The 14,939-nt window shown below is 64.3% G+C and carries 19 protein-coding genes and 1 riboswitch; of the genes, 4 read left to right on the top strand and 15 right to left on the bottom strand.

What is annotated here, in order from left to right; all coding sequences use genetic code 11:
• Positions 1-71 precede the first annotated feature (71 nt).
• The 4 genes from Q0P59_RS16520 to Q0P59_RS16505 form a co-directional block, all read right to left on the bottom strand.
• Entirely contained in the window at positions 72-971 is a 900-nt protein-coding gene (locus Q0P59_RS16520) for an ROK family protein (protein ID WP_295008308.1), read from the bottom strand.
• Between the two features lie 47 nt (positions 972-1,018).
• A complete protein-coding gene (locus Q0P59_RS16515; RefSeq protein ID WP_295008306.1) occupies positions 1,019-1,369 on the bottom strand; it encodes a type II toxin-antitoxin system RelE/ParE family toxin in 351 nt (116 codons plus the stop codon).
• Positions 1,369-1,647 (bottom strand): type II toxin-antitoxin system ParD family antitoxin, encoded by a 279-nt coding sequence (locus tag Q0P59_RS16510; RefSeq protein WP_295008304.1) that lies wholly within the window; start codon positions 1,645-1,647, stop codon positions 1,369-1,371. The genes Q0P59_RS16515 and Q0P59_RS16510 overlap by 1 nt, the downstream gene beginning before the upstream one ends.
• 141 nt (positions 1,648-1,788) lie before the next feature.
• A complete protein-coding gene (locus Q0P59_RS16505) occupies positions 1,789-2,439 on the bottom strand; it encodes a hypothetical protein (protein WP_295008302.1) in 651 nt (216 codons plus the stop codon).
• Positions 2,440-2,521: 82 nt separating this feature from the next.
• Between Q0P59_RS16505 and Q0P59_RS16500 the strand changes: the two genes are divergently transcribed.
• Complete coding sequence (locus tag Q0P59_RS16500; RefSeq protein WP_295008300.1) at positions 2,522-2,851, top strand: DUF1840 domain-containing protein; 330 nt, start codon at positions 2,522-2,524, stop codon at positions 2,849-2,851.
• Between the two features lie 6 nt (positions 2,852-2,857).
• Here Q0P59_RS16500 and Q0P59_RS16495 read toward each other — a convergent pair whose 3' ends face one another.
• The 4 genes from Q0P59_RS16495 to Q0P59_RS16480 all read right to left on the bottom strand — a co-directional run bounded on the left by Q0P59_RS16495 (position 2,858) and on the right by Q0P59_RS16480 (position 4,702).
• Complete coding sequence (locus tag Q0P59_RS16495) at positions 2,858-3,235, bottom strand: Hpt domain-containing protein (protein ID WP_295008298.1); 378 nt, start codon at positions 3,233-3,235, stop codon at positions 2,858-2,860.
• Positions 3,236-3,298: 63 nt separating this feature from the next.
• On the bottom strand, positions 3,299-3,826 hold the full coding sequence (locus Q0P59_RS16490; RefSeq protein WP_295008296.1) for a hypothetical protein: 528 nt from the start codon (positions 3,824-3,826) through the stop codon (positions 3,299-3,301).
• Between the two features lie 65 nt (positions 3,827-3,891).
• Positions 3,892-4,266 (bottom strand): cupin domain-containing protein, encoded by a 375-nt coding sequence (locus Q0P59_RS16485; protein ID WP_295008294.1) that lies wholly within the window; start codon positions 4,264-4,266, stop codon positions 3,892-3,894.
• A gap of 1 nt (position 4,267) precedes the next feature.
• On the bottom strand, positions 4,268-4,702 hold the full coding sequence (locus Q0P59_RS16480; RefSeq protein WP_295008292.1) for a c-type cytochrome: 435 nt from the start codon (positions 4,700-4,702) through the stop codon (positions 4,268-4,270).
• Between Q0P59_RS16480 and Q0P59_RS16475 the strand changes: the two genes are divergently transcribed.
• Positions 4,692-5,387, top strand: coding sequence for an N-acetylmuramoyl-L-alanine amidase (locus tag Q0P59_RS16475; protein WP_295008290.1), 696 nt, complete (start codon positions 4,692-4,694; stop codon positions 5,385-5,387). The genes Q0P59_RS16480 and Q0P59_RS16475 overlap by 11 nt on opposite strands.
• Before the next feature lie 3 nt (positions 5,388-5,390).
• On the opposite strand, the gene murB is transcribed toward Q0P59_RS16475, so the two are convergent.
• From murB to bamE, 3 genes are all read right to left on the bottom strand, one after another.
• Positions 5,391-6,404, bottom strand: coding sequence for a UDP-N-acetylmuramate dehydrogenase (gene murB / locus Q0P59_RS16470; protein ID WP_295008288.1), 1,014 nt, complete (start codon positions 6,402-6,404; stop codon positions 5,391-5,393).
• Positions 6,401-10,063, bottom strand: coding sequence for a methionine synthase (metH, locus tag Q0P59_RS16465; RefSeq protein WP_295008286.1), 3,663 nt, complete (start codon positions 10,061-10,063; stop codon positions 6,401-6,403). The genes murB and metH overlap by 4 nt, the downstream gene beginning before the upstream one ends.
• A gap of 94 nt (positions 10,064-10,157) precedes the next feature.
• A riboswitch (S-adenosyl-L-homocysteine riboswitch) is annotated at positions 10,158-10,229 on the bottom strand.
• An 89-nt stretch (positions 10,230-10,318) separates the two neighbouring features.
• Entirely contained in the window at positions 10,319-10,813 is a 495-nt protein-coding gene (gene bamE, locus Q0P59_RS16460) for an outer membrane protein assembly factor BamE (RefSeq protein ID WP_295008284.1), read from the bottom strand.
• 89 nt (positions 10,814-10,902) lie between these two features.
• Between bamE and Q0P59_RS16455 the strand changes: the two genes are divergently transcribed.
• Positions 10,903-11,295, top strand: coding sequence for a rhodanese-like domain-containing protein (locus tag Q0P59_RS16455; protein WP_295008282.1), 393 nt, complete (start codon positions 10,903-10,905; stop codon positions 11,293-11,295).
• Here Q0P59_RS16455 and Q0P59_RS16450 read toward each other — a convergent pair.
• The 3 genes from Q0P59_RS16450 to Q0P59_RS16440 form a co-directional block, all read right to left on the bottom strand.
• On the bottom strand, positions 11,275-12,477 hold the full coding sequence (locus Q0P59_RS16450) for a multidrug effflux MFS transporter (protein ID WP_295008280.1): 1,203 nt from the start codon (positions 12,475-12,477) through the stop codon (positions 11,275-11,277). The two genes, Q0P59_RS16455 and Q0P59_RS16450, sit on opposite strands and share 21 nt — an antisense overlap.
• Complete coding sequence (locus Q0P59_RS16445) at positions 12,470-13,060, bottom strand: ATP-binding protein (protein WP_366090985.1); 591 nt, start codon at positions 13,058-13,060, stop codon at positions 12,470-12,472. Before Q0P59_RS16445 ends, Q0P59_RS16450 begins: the two co-directional genes overlap by 8 nt.
• A gap of 711 nt (positions 13,061-13,771) precedes the next feature.
• Complete coding sequence (locus Q0P59_RS16440; protein ID WP_295008278.1) at positions 13,772-14,014, bottom strand: hypothetical protein; 243 nt, start codon at positions 14,012-14,014, stop codon at positions 13,772-13,774.
• Positions 14,015-14,186: 172 nt separating this feature from the next.
• On the opposite strand from Q0P59_RS16440, the gene Q0P59_RS16435 reads away from it, so the two are divergent.
• Positions 14,187-14,657: a hypothetical protein gene (locus Q0P59_RS16435; RefSeq protein WP_295008276.1), complete on the top strand. Its 471-nt coding sequence runs from the start codon at positions 14,187-14,189 to the stop codon at positions 14,655-14,657.
• A gap of 1 nt (position 14,658) precedes the next feature.
• Here the strand turns inward: Q0P59_RS16435 and Q0P59_RS16430 are convergent.
• Positions 14,659-14,939, bottom strand: a 281-nt coding sequence (locus tag Q0P59_RS16430) for a hypothetical protein (RefSeq protein ID WP_295008274.1), incomplete at its 5' end; no start/stop codon positions are given.

The raw sequence follows: 14,939 nt of genomic DNA, 5'->3' as shown, positions 1-14,939 counted from the left end.
CGATTTTGCCATCCCGACCGGCAAATGTAAGCACTGGAAAACCCTTGCCGGCTGCGGCTGCACCCGGGCCGTCAGCTCCACAGCCAGGCCGCGCCGCGTACGCCGGACGAGTCGCCGTGCGTGGGCGGCAGGAAGCGCGTCCGGACGGTGTCGGAAAAAACGTGCGGCGCGCAGCGCTCGGGCAGGTTGCGGTAAAGCCGCTGCATGTTGGAGAGGCCGCCGCCGAAAACCACGACCTGCGGGTCCAGTATGTTGATCACTCCGGCCAGGGCCCGGCCGAGGCGTTCTTCGTAACGCCGCAGCGTCGCCTCGCAGGCTGCGTCACCCTTCTCGGCGTCGCGCGCAATCGTCGCCGCATCGAGATGGATGCCGGTGTGGCGGGCATGGTCGGCGCTCAGCCCGGGGCCGGACAGGTAGGCCTCGATGCAAGCCCGGCGCCCGCAGTAGCAGGCGGGGGGCGGATGTTCGTCGCCCGGCAGGGCGGGCAGGGGATTGTGTCCCCACTCGCCGGCGATGGCGTTGGCCCCGACCAGGACCTGCTGGCGCATCACGATGCCGCCGCCGACCCCGGTGCCGAGAATGATGCCGAACACGATCTCGGCGTCGCGGCCGCTGCCGTCGATGGCTTCCGACAGGGCGAAGCAGTTGGCGTCGTTGGCCAGCCGCAGCTCGCGCTGGAGCAGGGCCTGCAGGTCGCGGCGCAGCGGTTTGCCGATCAGGCAGGTCGAGTTGGCATTCTTGATCAGGCCCGTGGCCAGCGATTCGGCACCCGGTATGCCGATGCCGACGCTGCCCCGCCGGCCCAGCTCATCCTCGGCGGCTTCCACCAGCCCGGCGACGGCCATGACCGTGCCGAGATAATCGCCTTGCGGCGTGTCGACGCGTCGGCGCAGCAGTTCAGTGCCCTGCTCGTCGAGGGCGACGATCTCGATCTTGGTGCCGCCGAGGTCGATTCCGATACGTAGCGACATGATGATTGGCTGCCTTGTTGGACGGTGCAGGCCATTTTATCCGGTGGCTAACCTTCGGGCAGCAAATGCCGCTCCAGGTCCATGCTGTCATGCAGGAGTCGCAGAACGTCGATGACCTTGCCGTCCTGGGCATCGGCGACCCGAAACATGATGAAATGCCGGCCTTTGCGCCCGTTGCGCGCAACATGAAGGGTCCGGATGTTGCTGCCGATTTCCGGCCGCTCCTTGATCCCGATGAGGGATGGGCCAGTGCACAGGGCTTGCAGCGCCGATGACAGCGTATCAGCATAGGTTCTGGCTTGCGCCGAGCCGAAGCGATCTGCCGTCCACCGCAAAATCTGGCGGAAATCGGCCTCTGCGGAAGCCGACAGGCGGATAGCCCAAATATCTCTGGCCACTAGGCCTCGGTCACTTCGGAGCTCAGCCCGGCCAGATGCTCGCCGAGCATCTCCGCCGTGCCGAAACTGCGGAATTTTCCGGCCTCGATATCGGCAATGCCGGCCTTGGCTGCATCGCGCAAGGCAGCAAGACGCACTTCGTCTTCCGATTCACGGCGCTCGACCAGCCTCAAGCCTTCACGCAGAACTTCGCTGGCGTTCTGATAACGCCCGGAGGTGACGAGTTGCTCGACGAAGTGAGCCTGGTGGTCAGTAAGAACAACATTGCGGGTTGGCATGAGGAGGCTCCTGAGCCGGATTTATATTGGCATACTATGCCATAAAATCCGGCGAACAAAGCTGCAGCCAAGTCGGACTGTTATCCCGATCCGAACCGCCAGCTTGCCGCATGACGGTCCGGAAAGGCCTTCAGGAACGCATCAGACGCGGACGGCGACGCCCTTGATGTTGCCGTAGGTCGTGGTCAGCGTGCGCAGGACGCTGGCACCTGCATCGAGCAGCAGCATGAACAGGTTGCGCTCGGTGTACAGGCAGACCGGGTGGCGTATGTCGTACTTGTCGGCGAGCGGGCTGGCCAGCGACGCGAAGCGCTGTTCGATCAGTGCATTGCCGTCGGCATAGTCCTGGCCCAGTTCGGAGTGCAGGCCGAGCACCGACACGTAGAGCTTGCCGCCGATGCGCAATTGCAGCAGCAGGCGGCGGACGGTCTGCCGGGCCTTGTCGTAGGGCAGGCCGCACAGGCCGCGGCGGACGATGATCATGTCGAAGGGCTGGCCCGGGAAAACCTCGGGTAGCGCGTTCAGTTCCGAGGCCATGAAGGAAATCTGGTCGCGCAGGCCGGAGGCCAGGATACGGCCTTCGATTTCCTGCTGGAATGCCGGGCGGTCGACAACCAGCACCTGGGCGCCGAGGTTGGCCAGCTTGGGCGCCAGCTCGCAGCGCTTGTCGGATACGATGAGGACGGAGACGCGATGATCGATGCGCTGGCGCTTGACGCATTCTTCCAGTGCGTAGCGCTCCAGTTCATCTGTCCCGTTGTCCCAGGGATTGGCGTTAAGATGTATCGTCATGTTTGTTGTCTCCCGCCGCTTCAATTTACCCGAATGCCGGCTTGGATGACAACGGGGATGTTACCGATCGAAAGGAAAAATCATGTTGGTTCGCTTTATCTCCAGCGAAACCGGTGAAATTCTGATGTTCGCCGAAGCGGCCAGGAGCCTGTTGCAGGTTCTCGGCAAGGAAACGACGGCCAAGGGGGCTTTCCTGCCCGACGAAATGCTGGCCGCCGCGCAACAGCTGCGCGAGGCGGTGAGCCGGGCCGAGGCGCCGCCGGCGGAAGACGAGGTCGATGCCGACGGCAGGAAAAAGGAGCCGGTCGTTGCGCTGGGCCAGCGTGCCTGGCCGCTGATCGACATGCTGGAACGGACGGCGAAGGGCGGCCGCAAGGCCAACATCGTCTGGGAGGCGCCCGCCGCCTTCTGAGCGGCGTCAGTTGTCGGCAGCGATGCCGAAGCCCTGGGCGATGCCGGCGAGCACCGTGGCGAGTTCCTGGGCGAAGCCGGTGAAGTAGTCTTCGAGCAGCGGGTCGCCATTATGCAGGGCGAGTTCCAGAACCCGCGAGATATCCTGCAGGCCGCCGGCGCCGATCGTTCCCGCCAGGCCCTTGGCGCTGTGGGCCAGCCGTTCGGCGGTGGCCAGGTCGCCGCTGTCGATGGCGGCGCGCAGCGTCTGCGTCTCGTTGCGGAAGCGGGCGTGAAAGTCGCGCAGGACCTTCTCGTAGAGCTTCGGCTTGTTCATCAGGCGTCGCAGGCCTGCGGCCTTGTCGATGCCCGGGAGGTCCGGCAATTCGTCGCTGGCTTCTGTCATGGGGATGGGCCTCCTGCGGTTGTCGTGCGGATCGGGTCTGCGTCTGACGGGATTGCGCGTGGACTAGAAGAGCTCGATGTCGTCGCTCTTGTCCTTCATGTCGGCCATGAACTTGTCGACCGCTTCCTGGACGGGGACACCCTGCATGACCGCATCGAACATGGCGATTTCCTCGCGGGTGGTGTATTTGGTCTTGATCTTGTCTTGCAGGCCAACCCATTCGCCGGGATTGAACAGGCGGCGCGGGTCGGCGACCAGGTCGCTGAGGTCGCCGAGGCTGAGGCCGACATGGGCCAGGCGCTGGACCAGCTTGTCGTAGAACTGGAAGGCGATGATGGCCTGGTGCACCATGCCCGAGACGTGCTCGGAGACGCCGCTCAGGCTTTGCTTGGCGACACCGATTTCGCCGTCGTCGGGTAGCGTGTGGACGGTATCGGCAATCTTCCGCATGTAGCTTGCCATGCTGGTGAACGAGTCGGTCAGCACCTCGACGGAGGCATTGCTGTCCTTCATCGCCGATTCGATCTGGACGGCCGCCAATTCGAGCATCAATACGGTTTCCCGGACCTGGCTCCAGTTGAGGTCCGGCATGTGGGCGCTGGTGCCTCGTGGTTGGCTTGTTTCTTTTGTCATTTTTCCCCCTTGCGTCGGCAAAACTATAGCGCAATTCGCGCGGGGCGATCTATCAGCACATAGTGTTTGCGCACCGATTCAAGGACTTCGAAGGTTCCGGTGAATCCGGATGGAATGACGCAGGCATCGCCGGGGCCGAACTCGGCGGCCTTGCCCTGGTCGTCGGAAATGCGCAGCCGGCCTGCGATGACGCAGAAGAACTCGTCCTTTCCCGGGGCGAAGGCGATGTTCCAGGCGCCGGGTTCGCAAGCCCAGATGCCGGCGGACAGGTCGCCGTTGGCGCTCAGGAAGTGTTCCCAGGTGGTGCGTCGCGGGTTCCCGCTGACCAGCCGGTCGGGACGGGGATGGTCGTGGCTGGGCTCGGGGGTCAGGGCGGAGAAGACGGTCAGTGTCGGCATGTCATTTTTTCGTTCGTTTGTCGGCTTTCTTGCGCCAGCGGGCGAGGTCGGCCTCGCCGGGGTCGCCGAAGCGGCCGCCGCCGGCGTTGGCCATGTAGATTACCGCGCGGGCGACCTCGGCATCGCTCAAGGCCGGATTTCCGCCTTTGGCGGGCATCTTGCGGATACCGGCGAGGGCGCTCGGCACCAGGTCGTTCAATCCTTCGCGGACCAGCTTTCCCCAGCGCTTGCTGTCGCCGAATACCGGGGCCTGGTGCGCGCCGCTGCCGTGGCATTCCCGGCAGGTGCTCTCGTAAACCTCGGCTCCCGTCTTTTCCGCGGCGTATGCCGGCAGTGACAGCGCAGCCAGAAGAATCAGGCTAGGGCGCATCGCTTCCCTTTCAATGGATGGAGGCGACATGTTAATTTGCCGCCATAATTCGTGCATGAAAACCATCCTGCCGCTCGTCGCCCTGGCCTTGTCCCCGCTCGCCGCCGCCGCCCCGCTGGTTGCCGTCGATGTCGGCCATGGCGTCGTGGACGGCGGCGCGATCAGCGCCCGGGGGCGGACGGAGTTCGCCTTCAATCGCGATTTTGCCGGCCTCCTGGCGACGACGCTGCGCCGGCGCGATCTCGGTGTCCGGGAAGTCAATTTCGACGGCCGGATCGGCAGCCTGCACGCCCGGCCGCAGGCCGCCGAGGGCAGCGATTTCTTCATCTCCATCCACCACGATTCGATCGGCGAAGCCTGGCTGCTCGACTGGGAATGGGAGGGCAAGCCGCAGCGCCATACCGAGGTCAAGCGCGGCTACGGCATCTTCGTCTCGGCGCAGAATCCCGATCCGGCAACGAGTCTGCGCTGTGCCTCGGCCATCGGCGCGATGATGCGGCGGGCCGGCTTCGCGCCGTCGACATGGCACGCCCGCAAGCACCAGCCGGCCGATGCGGAAAACGGCGTCTGGTACTACGACAATCTGGTCGTGCTGTATCGGACCGGCCTGCCCGCCGTCCTCTTCGAGGCCGGGGTGATCAAGCATCGCGACGAGGAGCTGGAACTGCTCGATCCGGCGCGCCAGGCGCGCATGGCCGATGCCGTGGCGACCGGCATCGCCGCCTGCCTTTACGTCAAGGCAGCGGAGTAGCGTTCAGAGGAAGATCGGTTCCGGCGTCAGCGCGACGCCGAATTTTTCGCTGACCGATGCCTGCACGGCCGCCATGGTCCGCCTGACGTCGCGGCCGGTGGCGCCGCCGTGATTGACCAGGACCAGGGCCTGCTTTTCGTACATGCCGACCGGGCCGAGCGCCTTGCCTTTCCAGCCGGCCTGCTCGATCAGCCAGCCGGCCGCCAGTTTGACGCGGCCGTCGGCTTGCGGGTAGCAGGGCAGGCCGGGATGGGCCGCCTTCAGCGCAGCCGCCGGGGCGGCATCGAGCACCGGGTTGTGGAAGAAGCTTCCGGCGTTCGGGAGGCGGGCCGGGTCGGGCAACTTGCGCTGGCGCACGGCGATCACGGCATCGGCGATGTCGCGGGCGGTCGGGGCGGCGATGTCGCGGGCGAGCAGTTCCTGCGCCACGTCTGCGTAACGGCAGTTGGGCCGCCAGGCCTTGGGCAGCCGGAAGAGTACCGCGGTGATCGCCAGCCGCCCGTTCAGGTGCCAGCCTTCCTGCTTGAACCGGCTGTCGCGATAGGCGAAGCGGCAGTCGTCGCGATTGAAGCCGACCTCCACCTGGCGCTCGAAATCCCAGGCAGTTACCGACTGCAGCAGTTCGCCGACTTCCAGGCCGTAGGCGCCGATGTTCTGGATCGGCGCGGCGCCGACCGTGCCCGGGATCAGCGACAGGTTTTCCAGCCCCGGCCAGCCCTGGGCCAGCGTCCATTGCACGAAGTCGTGCCAGTTTTCGCCGGCGCCGGCTTCGACGTAGAAAGCCTCGGCATCTTCCCCGAGCAGGCGTTTGCCGGGAATCGCCATGTGCAGCACCAGCCGGTCGACGTCGCCGCCCAGCACCAGGTTGCTGCCGCCGCCGAGGATGAAACGCGGCTCTTGCGCGAGCAGCGGGTCGCGCAAGGCCCCGGCGGTTTCGATGCGGGCGAAACGGGCCGCCCGGCCGGGCAGGGCCAGGGTGTTGAGCGGCCCGAGTTCGCGCTGGGTGTGCAGGATCACAGCAAGGGGGCCAGCCAGTATTCCGCGTCCTTGATCGCCATGCCCTTGCGCTTTGCCCAGTCGTCGAGCTGGTCGCGGCCGATCTTGGGAATGGCGAAGTAGCTGGCCGCCGGGTGGCCGATGTAGAAGCCGGACACCGCCGCCGCCGGGGTCATGGCGCAGGATTCGGTGAGGCCCATGCCGGCGTTGGCCGGGGCGTCGAGCAGGGCGAACAGGTCGCGCTTGGCGGTGTGGTCCGGGCAGGCGGCGTAGCCGGGGGCGGGGCGGATGCCCTTGTATTCCTCGGCGATCAGCGCATCGTTGTCGAGGGTTTCGCCGGCGGCGTAGCCCCAGTAGTCGGTGCGCACCCGCATGTGCAGCCACTCGGCGGCGGCTTCGGCCAGGCGGTCGGCCAGGGCCTTGAGCATGATCGCCGAGTAGTCGTCGTTGGCCGCCTCGAATTCGGCGACCTTGGCGTCGATGCCGAGGCCGGCGGTGACGGCGAAGGCGCCGACGTAATCGTTTTCGCCGACATAGTCGGCCAGCGCGACGTTGTAGCGGCCTTTCGGCTGCTTGTGCTGCTGGCGCAGGCCGACCCAGCGGGCGATTTCCTGCGTGCGCGCGGCGTCGGCGTAGACGATCACGTCCTCGTTGTCGCCGCGTGCCGGGTACAGCCCGAAGACGGCGCGGGCGCTCAGCCATTCCTCGCTGATGATCCTGCCCAGCATCTCCTTGGCGTCGGCGAACAGCTGGCGGGCGGTTTCGCCGACCGTTTCGTTGTCGAGGATGGCCGGGTAGCGGCCGGCCAGGTCCCAGCTCTGGAAGAACGGCGACCAGTCGATGAACAGCGACAGCGTGTCGAGATCGAGATCGAGGGTGTGCAGGCCCAATGCCCTGGGGGCGAGCGGCGTGAAGTCCGCAGCGGGCACGAAGCGATTGGCCCGGGCCTCATCCAGCGTCACCAGCGTGGCGCCCTTGCGGCCGGCGTGTTCGGCGCGCACCGTTTCGTACTCGGCGGCGATTTCGGCGACATAAGCCGCCTTTTGCTCGAGGGACAGCAGTTTGGTGGCGACGCCGACGGCGCGCGAGGCATCCGGCACGTAGACCACCGGGCTATCGGTGTTGGTGGCGATCTTGATCGCGGTGTGGGCGCGGCTGGTCGTTGCGCCGCCGATCAGCAGCGGCTGGCTCATGCCTTGGCGCTTCATCTCGGCCGCGACGTGGGCCATTTCCTCGAGCGACGGGGTAATCAGGCCGGACAGGCCGATGATGTCCACGCGATGCTCCAGCGCCGCCTTCAGGATGTTGTCGCAGGAGACCATGACGCCTAGGTCGACGATGTCGTAGCCGTTGCAGCCGAGGACGACGCCGACGATGTTCTTGCCGATGTCGTGCACGTCGCCCTTGACCGTCGCCATCAGGATCTTGCCCTTGCTGCCCAGGCCGGTGCGGCTCTTTTCCGCCTCGATGAAGGGCAGCAGGTGGGCGACCGCCTGCTTCATGACGCGGGCCGACTTGACGACCTGCGGCAGGAACATCTTGCCGGCGCCGAACAGGTCGCCGACGTGGTTCATGCCGGCCATCAGCGGGCCTTCGATGACGGCGAGCGGCGGCTTGCCCTCGCTTTCCAGCTTGGCGCGCACTTCCTCGGTATCGGCCACAACGAAATCGGTGATGCCCTTGATCAGCGCGTGTTCGAGGCGCTTTTCCACGGACTGCTCGCGCCACGACAGATCGGGGCCGCTGTCCTTGGCCTTGCCTTCCTTGACCGTCTGCGCGAAATCGACCAGCGCCTCGCCGGCGCCGGGGTTCTTGTTGAGCACCACGTCCTCGACCTTGGCGCGCAGTTCCGGCTCAAGGTCGTCGTACACGCCGAGCATGCCGGCGTTGACGATGCCCATGGTCATGCCGTTCTGGATGGCGTGGTAGAGGAAGACGGTGTGGATCGCCTCGCGTACCGGGTCGTTGCCGCGGAAGCTGAACGAGACGTTGGAAACGCCGCCGGAAATGTGCGCGTGCGGCAGGTTTTGCTTGATCCAGCGCACCGACTCGATGAAATCGACGGCGTAGTTGTCGTGCTCCGGGATGCCGGTGGCGATGGCGAAGATGTTCGGGTCGAAGATGATGTCCTCGGCCGGGAAGCCGATGCCGGTGAGCAGTGCGTAGGCCTTGCCGCAGATCTCGGTCTTGCGGGCGAAGGTGTCGGCCTGGCCCTGCTCGTCGAAGGCCATGACGATGACCGCGGCGCCGTAGCGGCGGGCCAGCCTGGCCTGCTCGAGGAACTTGGCTTCGCCTTCCTTCATCGAGATCGAATTGACGATGCCCTTGCCCTGGATGCACTTGAGGCCGGCCTCGATGACTTCCCACTTCGACGAGTCGATCATGATCGGTACGCGGGAGATGTCCGGTTCCGAGGCGATCAGCTTGAGGAACTTGTCCATGGCGGCCAGCGAATCGAGCATCGCCTCGTCCATGTTGATGTCGATGACCTGGGCGCCGTTCTCGACCTGCTGGCGGGCGACGGCCAGCGCGTCGTCGAAGCGGCCCTCGAGGATCATGCGGGCGAAGGCCTTGGAGCCGGTGACGTTGGTCCGCTCGCCGACGTTGACGTACAGCGAGTTGTGGTCGACGTTGAAGGCTTCCAGGCCGGACAGGCGCAGCGCCGGCTCGATGGCCGGAATGGCGCGCGGGGCGACCGGCGCGACGCGCCGGGCGATGGCGGCGATGTGTTCGGGCGAGGTGCCGCAGCAGCCGCCGACGATGTTGACGATGCCGGCTTTCGCCCAGCTCTCGATCTCGTCGGCCAGCATGTCGGCGGTTTCGTCGTAGCCGCCGAAGGCATTGGGCAGGCCGGCGTTGGGGTGGGCCGAGACGTAGCAGTCGCAGACGCGGGACAGCTCCTCGACGTACTGGCGCAGCTCCTTGGCGCCGAGCGCGCAGTTCAGGCCGAAGCTCAAGGGCTGGACGTGGCGCAGCGAGTTCCAGAAGGCCTCGGCGGTCTGCCCGGACAGGGTGCGGCCGGAGGCGTCGGTGATCGTGCCGGAGATCATCACCGGCCAGCGGCGGCCGGCCTGCTCGAAGAATTGTTCGATGGCGAACAGCGCCGCCTTGGCGTTCAGCGTGTCGAAGACGGTTTCGACGAGCAGGATGTCGGCGCCGCCATCGACCAGGCCGCGGATGGCTTCGAGATAGTTGGCGACCAGTTCGTCGAAGCTGACGTTGCGGTAGCCGGGGTCGTTCACGTCCGGCGAGATCGACGCGGTGCGGCTGGTCGGGCCGAGCACGCCGGCGACGAAGCGCGGCTTGGCCGGGTTGGCGGCGGTGAATTCGTCGCACAGGCGGCGGGCCAGCGCGGCGCCTTCCTTGTTCAGCTCATAGACCAGTTCCGACAGGTTGTAGTCGGCCTGCGACACGGCGGTCGAGTTGAAGGTGCAGGTCTCGAGGATGTCGGCGCCGGCTTCGAGGTACTCGCGGTGGATGCCGCCGATGATGTCGGGGCGGGTCAGCACCAGCAGGTCGTTGTTGCCCTTCAGGTCGTGCCCGTGATCGGCGAAGCGCGTGCCCCGGTAGTCGGCCTCCTGCAGCCCGTGGCGCTGGATCATCGTGCCCATGGCGCCGTCGAGGACGAGCAGGCGTTGCTGGAGCAGGGTGGAGAGTTCGGACGTACGATCGGGCTGCATGGATCACCTCGGCAAAGCGGTTTGTTACCAGAATTCGCACCGGGGGCGCCGCAATAGCAAACGGCGCCACAAACCGGGACTAGGAGAAGCTAGGGGTTTGCGAGCGCCGTTGATCATTGCCGAGCCTGGCCCCTTGAATGGAAGGGTCGCAGCGCTCCTCGGCAGAAGCGTTAGTTTACCGGGGGCGGCCCGGGCTGCCAAGTACGTTGATTTTTGGGGTGTTTTAACGCCCCGCCGGTGACGGTAAAAACACCCCTAGCCCTTCACCGCGACGCGTTTGGAGGTTTTCTTGACCCCGCCGTTGTCGGTGTCGAAATGCACCATGAAATAGGTTTCGTCCATCGGCGGCATCCCTTCGATGCGCCATTCCCAGATTTCCTCGCGCAGGTTGTTGAAGGTCTGCTTGCTGCCCGGCGCGCCGAGCAGGCGGCGGATGTCATCCTTGCTCATGCCGACGCGGACCCTGGCGTAGTTGGCGTCGTTGAGCACCTGCTCGACCTTGGCGACCACGTGGTCCTGGCCGAAGGTGATCATGTAGCAGCTGCTGCCGTTCGGCTGGCGGGCGTATTCCCAGGTCGCCGTGCCGTCGTCGTTCCAGTGGATGAAGCCGGGTTCGCCCATGCGCGAACGGACATCGGCCTGCGTCGTGACGCCCGGCTTGATTTCCTGAAGATTGACGAAGTCGCAGGCCGGCAGGGCGGCGGCGACGATGGCCGAGGCGGCGGCGGATATCCAGGCGGGCAGTTTCATGCAAACTCCGGTCGGTGGGGAAAGGCAAGTTTACGCCCTGGCGGGCTCTCTTTCATAATATCCATCTCCCCTTATTTTCGGATATGCCGATGCAGCACCTCGATCCCCAGGCCGCCTACGACCTCCTGCAGCAGGATGCGCAGGCCGTGCTGGTCGATTGCCGGACCGAAACCGAGTACATGTACGTCGGCTTTCCGGCTGGCTCGGAGCATGTGGCCTGGCAGGAGGGGCCGGATTGGGAAATCGACCCGCAGTTCGCCGCCAAGGTGGCGCGGGTGGTGAAAGGCGACCTGAGTCGCCCGGTCCTGCTCATCTGCCGCAGCGGAAGGCGTTCGGTCGATGCCGGGGGGGCGCTGGAGGCAGCCGGGTTCGTGCGGGTGATCAACGTGCTGGAGGGCTTCGAAGGGCCGCTCGACGACGATTACCACCGCGGCACCCTGGGCGGTTGGCGTTTTCGCGGCCTACCGTGGTACCAGACGTAATCGTTGATGGAGCAGCGCGGCGCTGCCGCCGAGCAGCATCAGGCCGGCCATGCCGAGCGACAGCGTCAATGTCGAGCCCCATAGCGCGGGGGCGATCAGCGCGGCGGTCAGGCCGTTGAAGCCGGACTGGAAGAAGGTCTGGCATGAGGCGGCCAGGCCGCGCTGGGCGGGGAAGGGGTCGAGCGCGAAGATGCTCAGGCAGGGCGTGGCCAGCGACATCCCCAGCGTGTAGCCGAAAATGGGCAGGACGCTCCATGGCAATCCCGGCGGGATGAACGCATTGACCAGCAGGTTGATGCCGGCGGCGCTGGCCATCAGCGCATAGCCGAGGGCGATGGTGCGTGGCAGCGAGACCTTGCCGGCCAGGCGGCCGGACAGCCAGGAGCCGCCGATCAGCCCGCTCATGGCCGGCCCGAAAAGCCACAGGAAGCCGGTTTCCGGAACGCCCAGGTGGGTCATCAGGAAGACCGGGGCCGACAGGATGTAGAGGAAGAAGCCGCCGAAATTGAGCGCCAGCGCCGCGCAGGCGGTCAGGAAGTGCGGCGAGCTCATCACTTTCCAGTAGGTCGATGCCAGGTAGGCGGGGCGCAGGGATTGGCGTTTGTCGGGGGGCAGGGTTTCCGGCATCAGCTTCCAGCAGGCCAGCCACAGCGCGCCGGTGGCGACAACCAGGAAGGCGAACACCGAGCGCCAGCCGAACAGGGTCTGCAGCCAGCCTCCGATCACCGGCGCGATGGCGGGGGCCAGCGCGAACATCATGGTGATCTGCGACATCAGCTTCTGGGCGGCGGCGCCGTCGAACAGGTCGCGGACGATGGCCCGGCTGATGACGATCCCGGCGCCGGCGGTGATGCCCTGCATGGCCCGCCAGAACCACAGGTGCTCGATGCGGGTGGCCAGCATGCAGCCGGCGGAGGCGAGGGCGAACAGGCCGATGGCCACGAGGATCACCTTGCGTCGGCCGAAGCGGTCGGAAATGGCGCCGTGCCACAGCGTCATCAAGGCGAAGGAGAACAGGTAGGCCGACAGGGTCTGCTGCACTTCCAGCGGCGTGGCGTGCAGCTTTTCGCCGATCTCGTGGAACGACGGCAGATAGGTGTCGATGGAGAAGGGGCCGAGCGCCGACAGCGAAGCCAGCAGCGTGGCGATGCCCCGGGTGCTGCGCCGGTTTTCTTCAGCCACGTGCGAAACGCCGGTACTGGATGGCTTCGGCGACGTGCGGCGCGCGGATGTCGGCGCTGCCGGCCAGGTCGGCGATGGTGCGGGCGACCTTGAGCACGCGGTGCCAGGCGCGGGCCGAGAGGTCGAGTTGCGCCGTGGCTTGCTTGAGCAGCTTGCTGCCCGCCTCGTCCGGCTGGCAGCTGGCGTCGATTTCCGGCGTGTCGAGGCGGGCGTTGGGCTTGCCCTGGCGGGCGGTCTGCCGGGCCAGGGCGGCTTCGACCCGGGCGCGCACGGAGGCGGAGGATTCCGCCTCCTGCTTGTCGGCCAGCGCTTCGGCGGGCAGGGCGGGGACCTCGATGATCAGGTCGATGCGGTCGAGGAAGGGGCCGGAGAGCTTGCCGCGATAGCGTGAAACCTGGTCCGGGGTACACCGGCATCTGTTGTTGCCATGCCCGAGAAAACCGCAGGGACAGGGGTTCATCGCCGCGACCAGCTGGAATTCGGCTGGGAATTCGGCGCGCCGGGCGGCGCGGGCGATGTGGATGCGCCCGGTTTCGAGCGGTTCGCGCAGGGTTTCGATCACCTTGCGGTCGAACTCCGGCATTTTGCTTTTTGTACCAGAATTCGTGAAATGTTGTCCAAAACTCGGAAGAGGTTGGTCTGGCCCTCGTACTTTACCGCACACTGACAACTCCATGGGTTTTACGAGCATTTGGCGGTGGCGAGTAACACGAGCGCGTTGAAGATGTTTTGCTTTAGGGGATTTATCTATGCATGTTTCGGCCGCAGCGCGGTGGGAAACGCGAAGCGTTTTCCACGGCAGGCTGCGGGATTGGGCTGTGGAGGCTGTGGGTAACGGGGGGCGCGGTGGATAACCCGCTGGGTTATCCACGGCAAGCTCCCCGGTTCGCCGTAGGCGAATTGTCCACAAATCCATAGCCAGGATGGATCGCTGAGGCTTTCCATGCTGATGGAAATTCAGGTCATTTTGGATTCCAAGCGTGAAGTTGTCTGATGCCATTACAAAGAATGTTACCCAACTGACCGCGTGGTAACAAAAGCGAGGCGCAGTTTGAGACTCAAGAAACTGGTAAGTTTGTAGACTGGGATACTCCAATTCTCCTCCGCCTTTCTAATAATCCCCTACGGTTCACTGCTCGTGCCTTGCCTTGGTTGTTAGCTTCTATTTTACAGGGGGTAGAAAGAACAGAGCTTGGGCTTGGGCTGGCGAAGCCAAACAAGCCAGGAAGCAAGCGAAGCGCGGTAGTTTGATCACGAAGATGGTTGAGCTACTTTTTCGTGGGTCGTTTAGCCGCTAGCTTCTTTTTTGGATAGGTTTTGGAGAGTAGTCTTTACCCGCAGCTTCTTCGAACTCGACGGTGAACGCGTGAATCTGGTCGAACAAATCCTGATCTCCGAACGCTTTTGCTGCCAGTTCGAAGTTCAGAATGCTTCGGTAGAAATAGTTCCAGAGGTCTTCCCGGTGTTCTGTATGTCTTGCCGTGCCCAGCATTCCTTTGAGATGAAAGCATGCTGGATTCCCACCGTACATATCCATTATCTAGGGCGATGCGGCGTGAACGTATCCAGAGTAGGCTTTCGTAGGAGTTCTCGATACTTCCACTCCTGTACTGGGATTAAGGCCCGAGCCTTCCTTGTTGGCGATGTACGCTTGAATTTTCTTCAGCACAGAACTGTCCAACTCCAAGTAAAGGAAGTTGGCGATGACCATGAATAAACTGGACGCCTTGTTGACCTCGCTAGGTTTGGCAACAATTTCAGAATCCATGGCTTGGGCCGAGCCCTTGCTCTCAGAGCCTTTTGCGCGTCCCGTTGCCCGAGTTGCGTTGGAAATGGATATCGTTGAGTACGACACCGATCATCAGGCCATCCTGTTGCGCCGGCGCGACGTGCATCGTTTGATACCTGGGCAGTTGTTCTCGGTAGAAATTTACGCCCGTCCCGGAAAACAAGCCCGACTCTATACCGAGTACTTACTGGCCGTAGATGCTACAGGGAACTGCACATTTCGCGACAGCCGCCTACGACCGTTGACCCAAAGAGGCTTACGACGAGTTTTGCGTGACGCGAAAAAAAATCCAGAATTTCATGGCCGTTCCCACATCACGGAACCGGGCAACCTGTATTTGGATCTCGGCATCGATGAGTCGGATACGACAGAAACGCCGCACTCTCGTTAATCTATTCGAAGTTTTGGCCATCCAGTAAAACGCTATAGGCTTGAGCGATTGCCCGGTTGACGCCTTGAAAACTTGCAGGCCAAGGGGCCAATATTCCCTCAGGCGGCTCTCGGCCAAAGCTGACCTTGAGTTTCGATCCGAAATAAGTCTGAAATATGGCGCTTACCTGCCATTCAAATTTTGGCATTGATCGATGGCCGATTCCAAGAGCAGATGTTTCCATGGATGGGCGTGTAAGAATTTTTGTGTAAACGGTCATTTGGCAGGAAACTGCCGCGCCCC

Origin of the sequence: uncultured Dechloromonas sp., assembly GCF_945957265.1 — a bacterium.
Lineage (GTDB): Bacteria > Pseudomonadota > Gammaproteobacteria > Burkholderiales > Rhodocyclaceae > Azonexus.
The sequence above is the reverse complement of the archived record's forward strand: the minus strand, read 5'-3'. Positions and strand labels throughout refer to the sequence as shown.

What these genes read in the sequence shown, in the direction of transcription:
- Q0P59_RS16485 (WP_295008294.1), bottom strand. Translation starts at nt 4,266, where the DNA reads ATGCCGACACTGACCGTCTTCTCCGCCCTGACCCCCGAGCCCAGCCAC.
- metH (WP_295008286.1), bottom strand. Translation starts at nt 10,063, where the DNA reads ATGCAGCCCGATCGTACGTCCGAACTCTCCACCCTGCTCCAGCAACGC.
- Q0P59_RS16510 (WP_295008304.1), bottom strand. Translation starts at nt 1,647, where the DNA reads ATGCCAACCCGCAATGTTGTTCTTACTGACCACCAGGCTCACTTCGTC.
- bamE (WP_295008284.1), bottom strand. Translation starts at nt 10,813, where the DNA reads ATGAAACTGCCCGCCTGGATATCCGCCGCCGCCTCGGCCATCGTCGCC.
- Q0P59_RS16445 (WP_366090985.1), bottom strand. Translation starts at nt 13,060, where the DNA reads ATGCCGGAGTTCGACCGCAAGGTGATCGAAACCCTGCGCGAACCGCTC.
- Q0P59_RS16475 (WP_295008290.1), top strand. Translation starts at nt 4,692, where the DNA reads ATGAAAACCATCCTGCCGCTCGTCGCCCTGGCCTTGTCCCCGCTCGCC.
- Q0P59_RS16480 (WP_295008292.1), bottom strand. Translation starts at nt 4,702, where the DNA reads ATGGTTTTCATGCACGAATTATGGCGGCAAATTAACATGTCGCCTCCA.
- Q0P59_RS16440 (WP_295008278.1), bottom strand. Translation starts at nt 14,014, where the DNA reads ATGGATATGTACGGTGGGAATCCAGCATGCTTTCATCTCAAAGGAATG.
- Q0P59_RS16500 (WP_295008300.1), top strand. Translation starts at nt 2,522, where the DNA reads ATGTTGGTTCGCTTTATCTCCAGCGAAACCGGTGAAATTCTGATGTTC.
- Q0P59_RS16495 (WP_295008298.1), bottom strand. Translation starts at nt 3,235, where the DNA reads ATGACAGAAGCCAGCGACGAATTGCCGGACCTCCCGGGCATCGACAAG.
- Q0P59_RS16455 (WP_295008282.1), top strand. Translation starts at nt 10,903, where the DNA reads ATGCAGCACCTCGATCCCCAGGCCGCCTACGACCTCCTGCAGCAGGAT.
- Q0P59_RS16490 (WP_295008296.1), bottom strand. Translation starts at nt 3,826, where the DNA reads ATGCCGGACCTCAACTGGAGCCAGGTCCGGGAAACCGTATTGATGCTC.
- Q0P59_RS16520 (WP_295008308.1), bottom strand. Translation starts at nt 971, where the DNA reads ATGTCGCTACGTATCGGAATCGACCTCGGCGGCACCAAGATCGAGATC.
- Q0P59_RS16435 (WP_295008276.1), top strand. Translation starts at nt 14,187, where the DNA reads ATGAATAAACTGGACGCCTTGTTGACCTCGCTAGGTTTGGCAACAATT.
- Q0P59_RS16505 (WP_295008302.1), bottom strand. Translation starts at nt 2,439, where the DNA reads ATGACGATACATCTTAACGCCAATCCCTGGGACAACGGGACAGATGAA.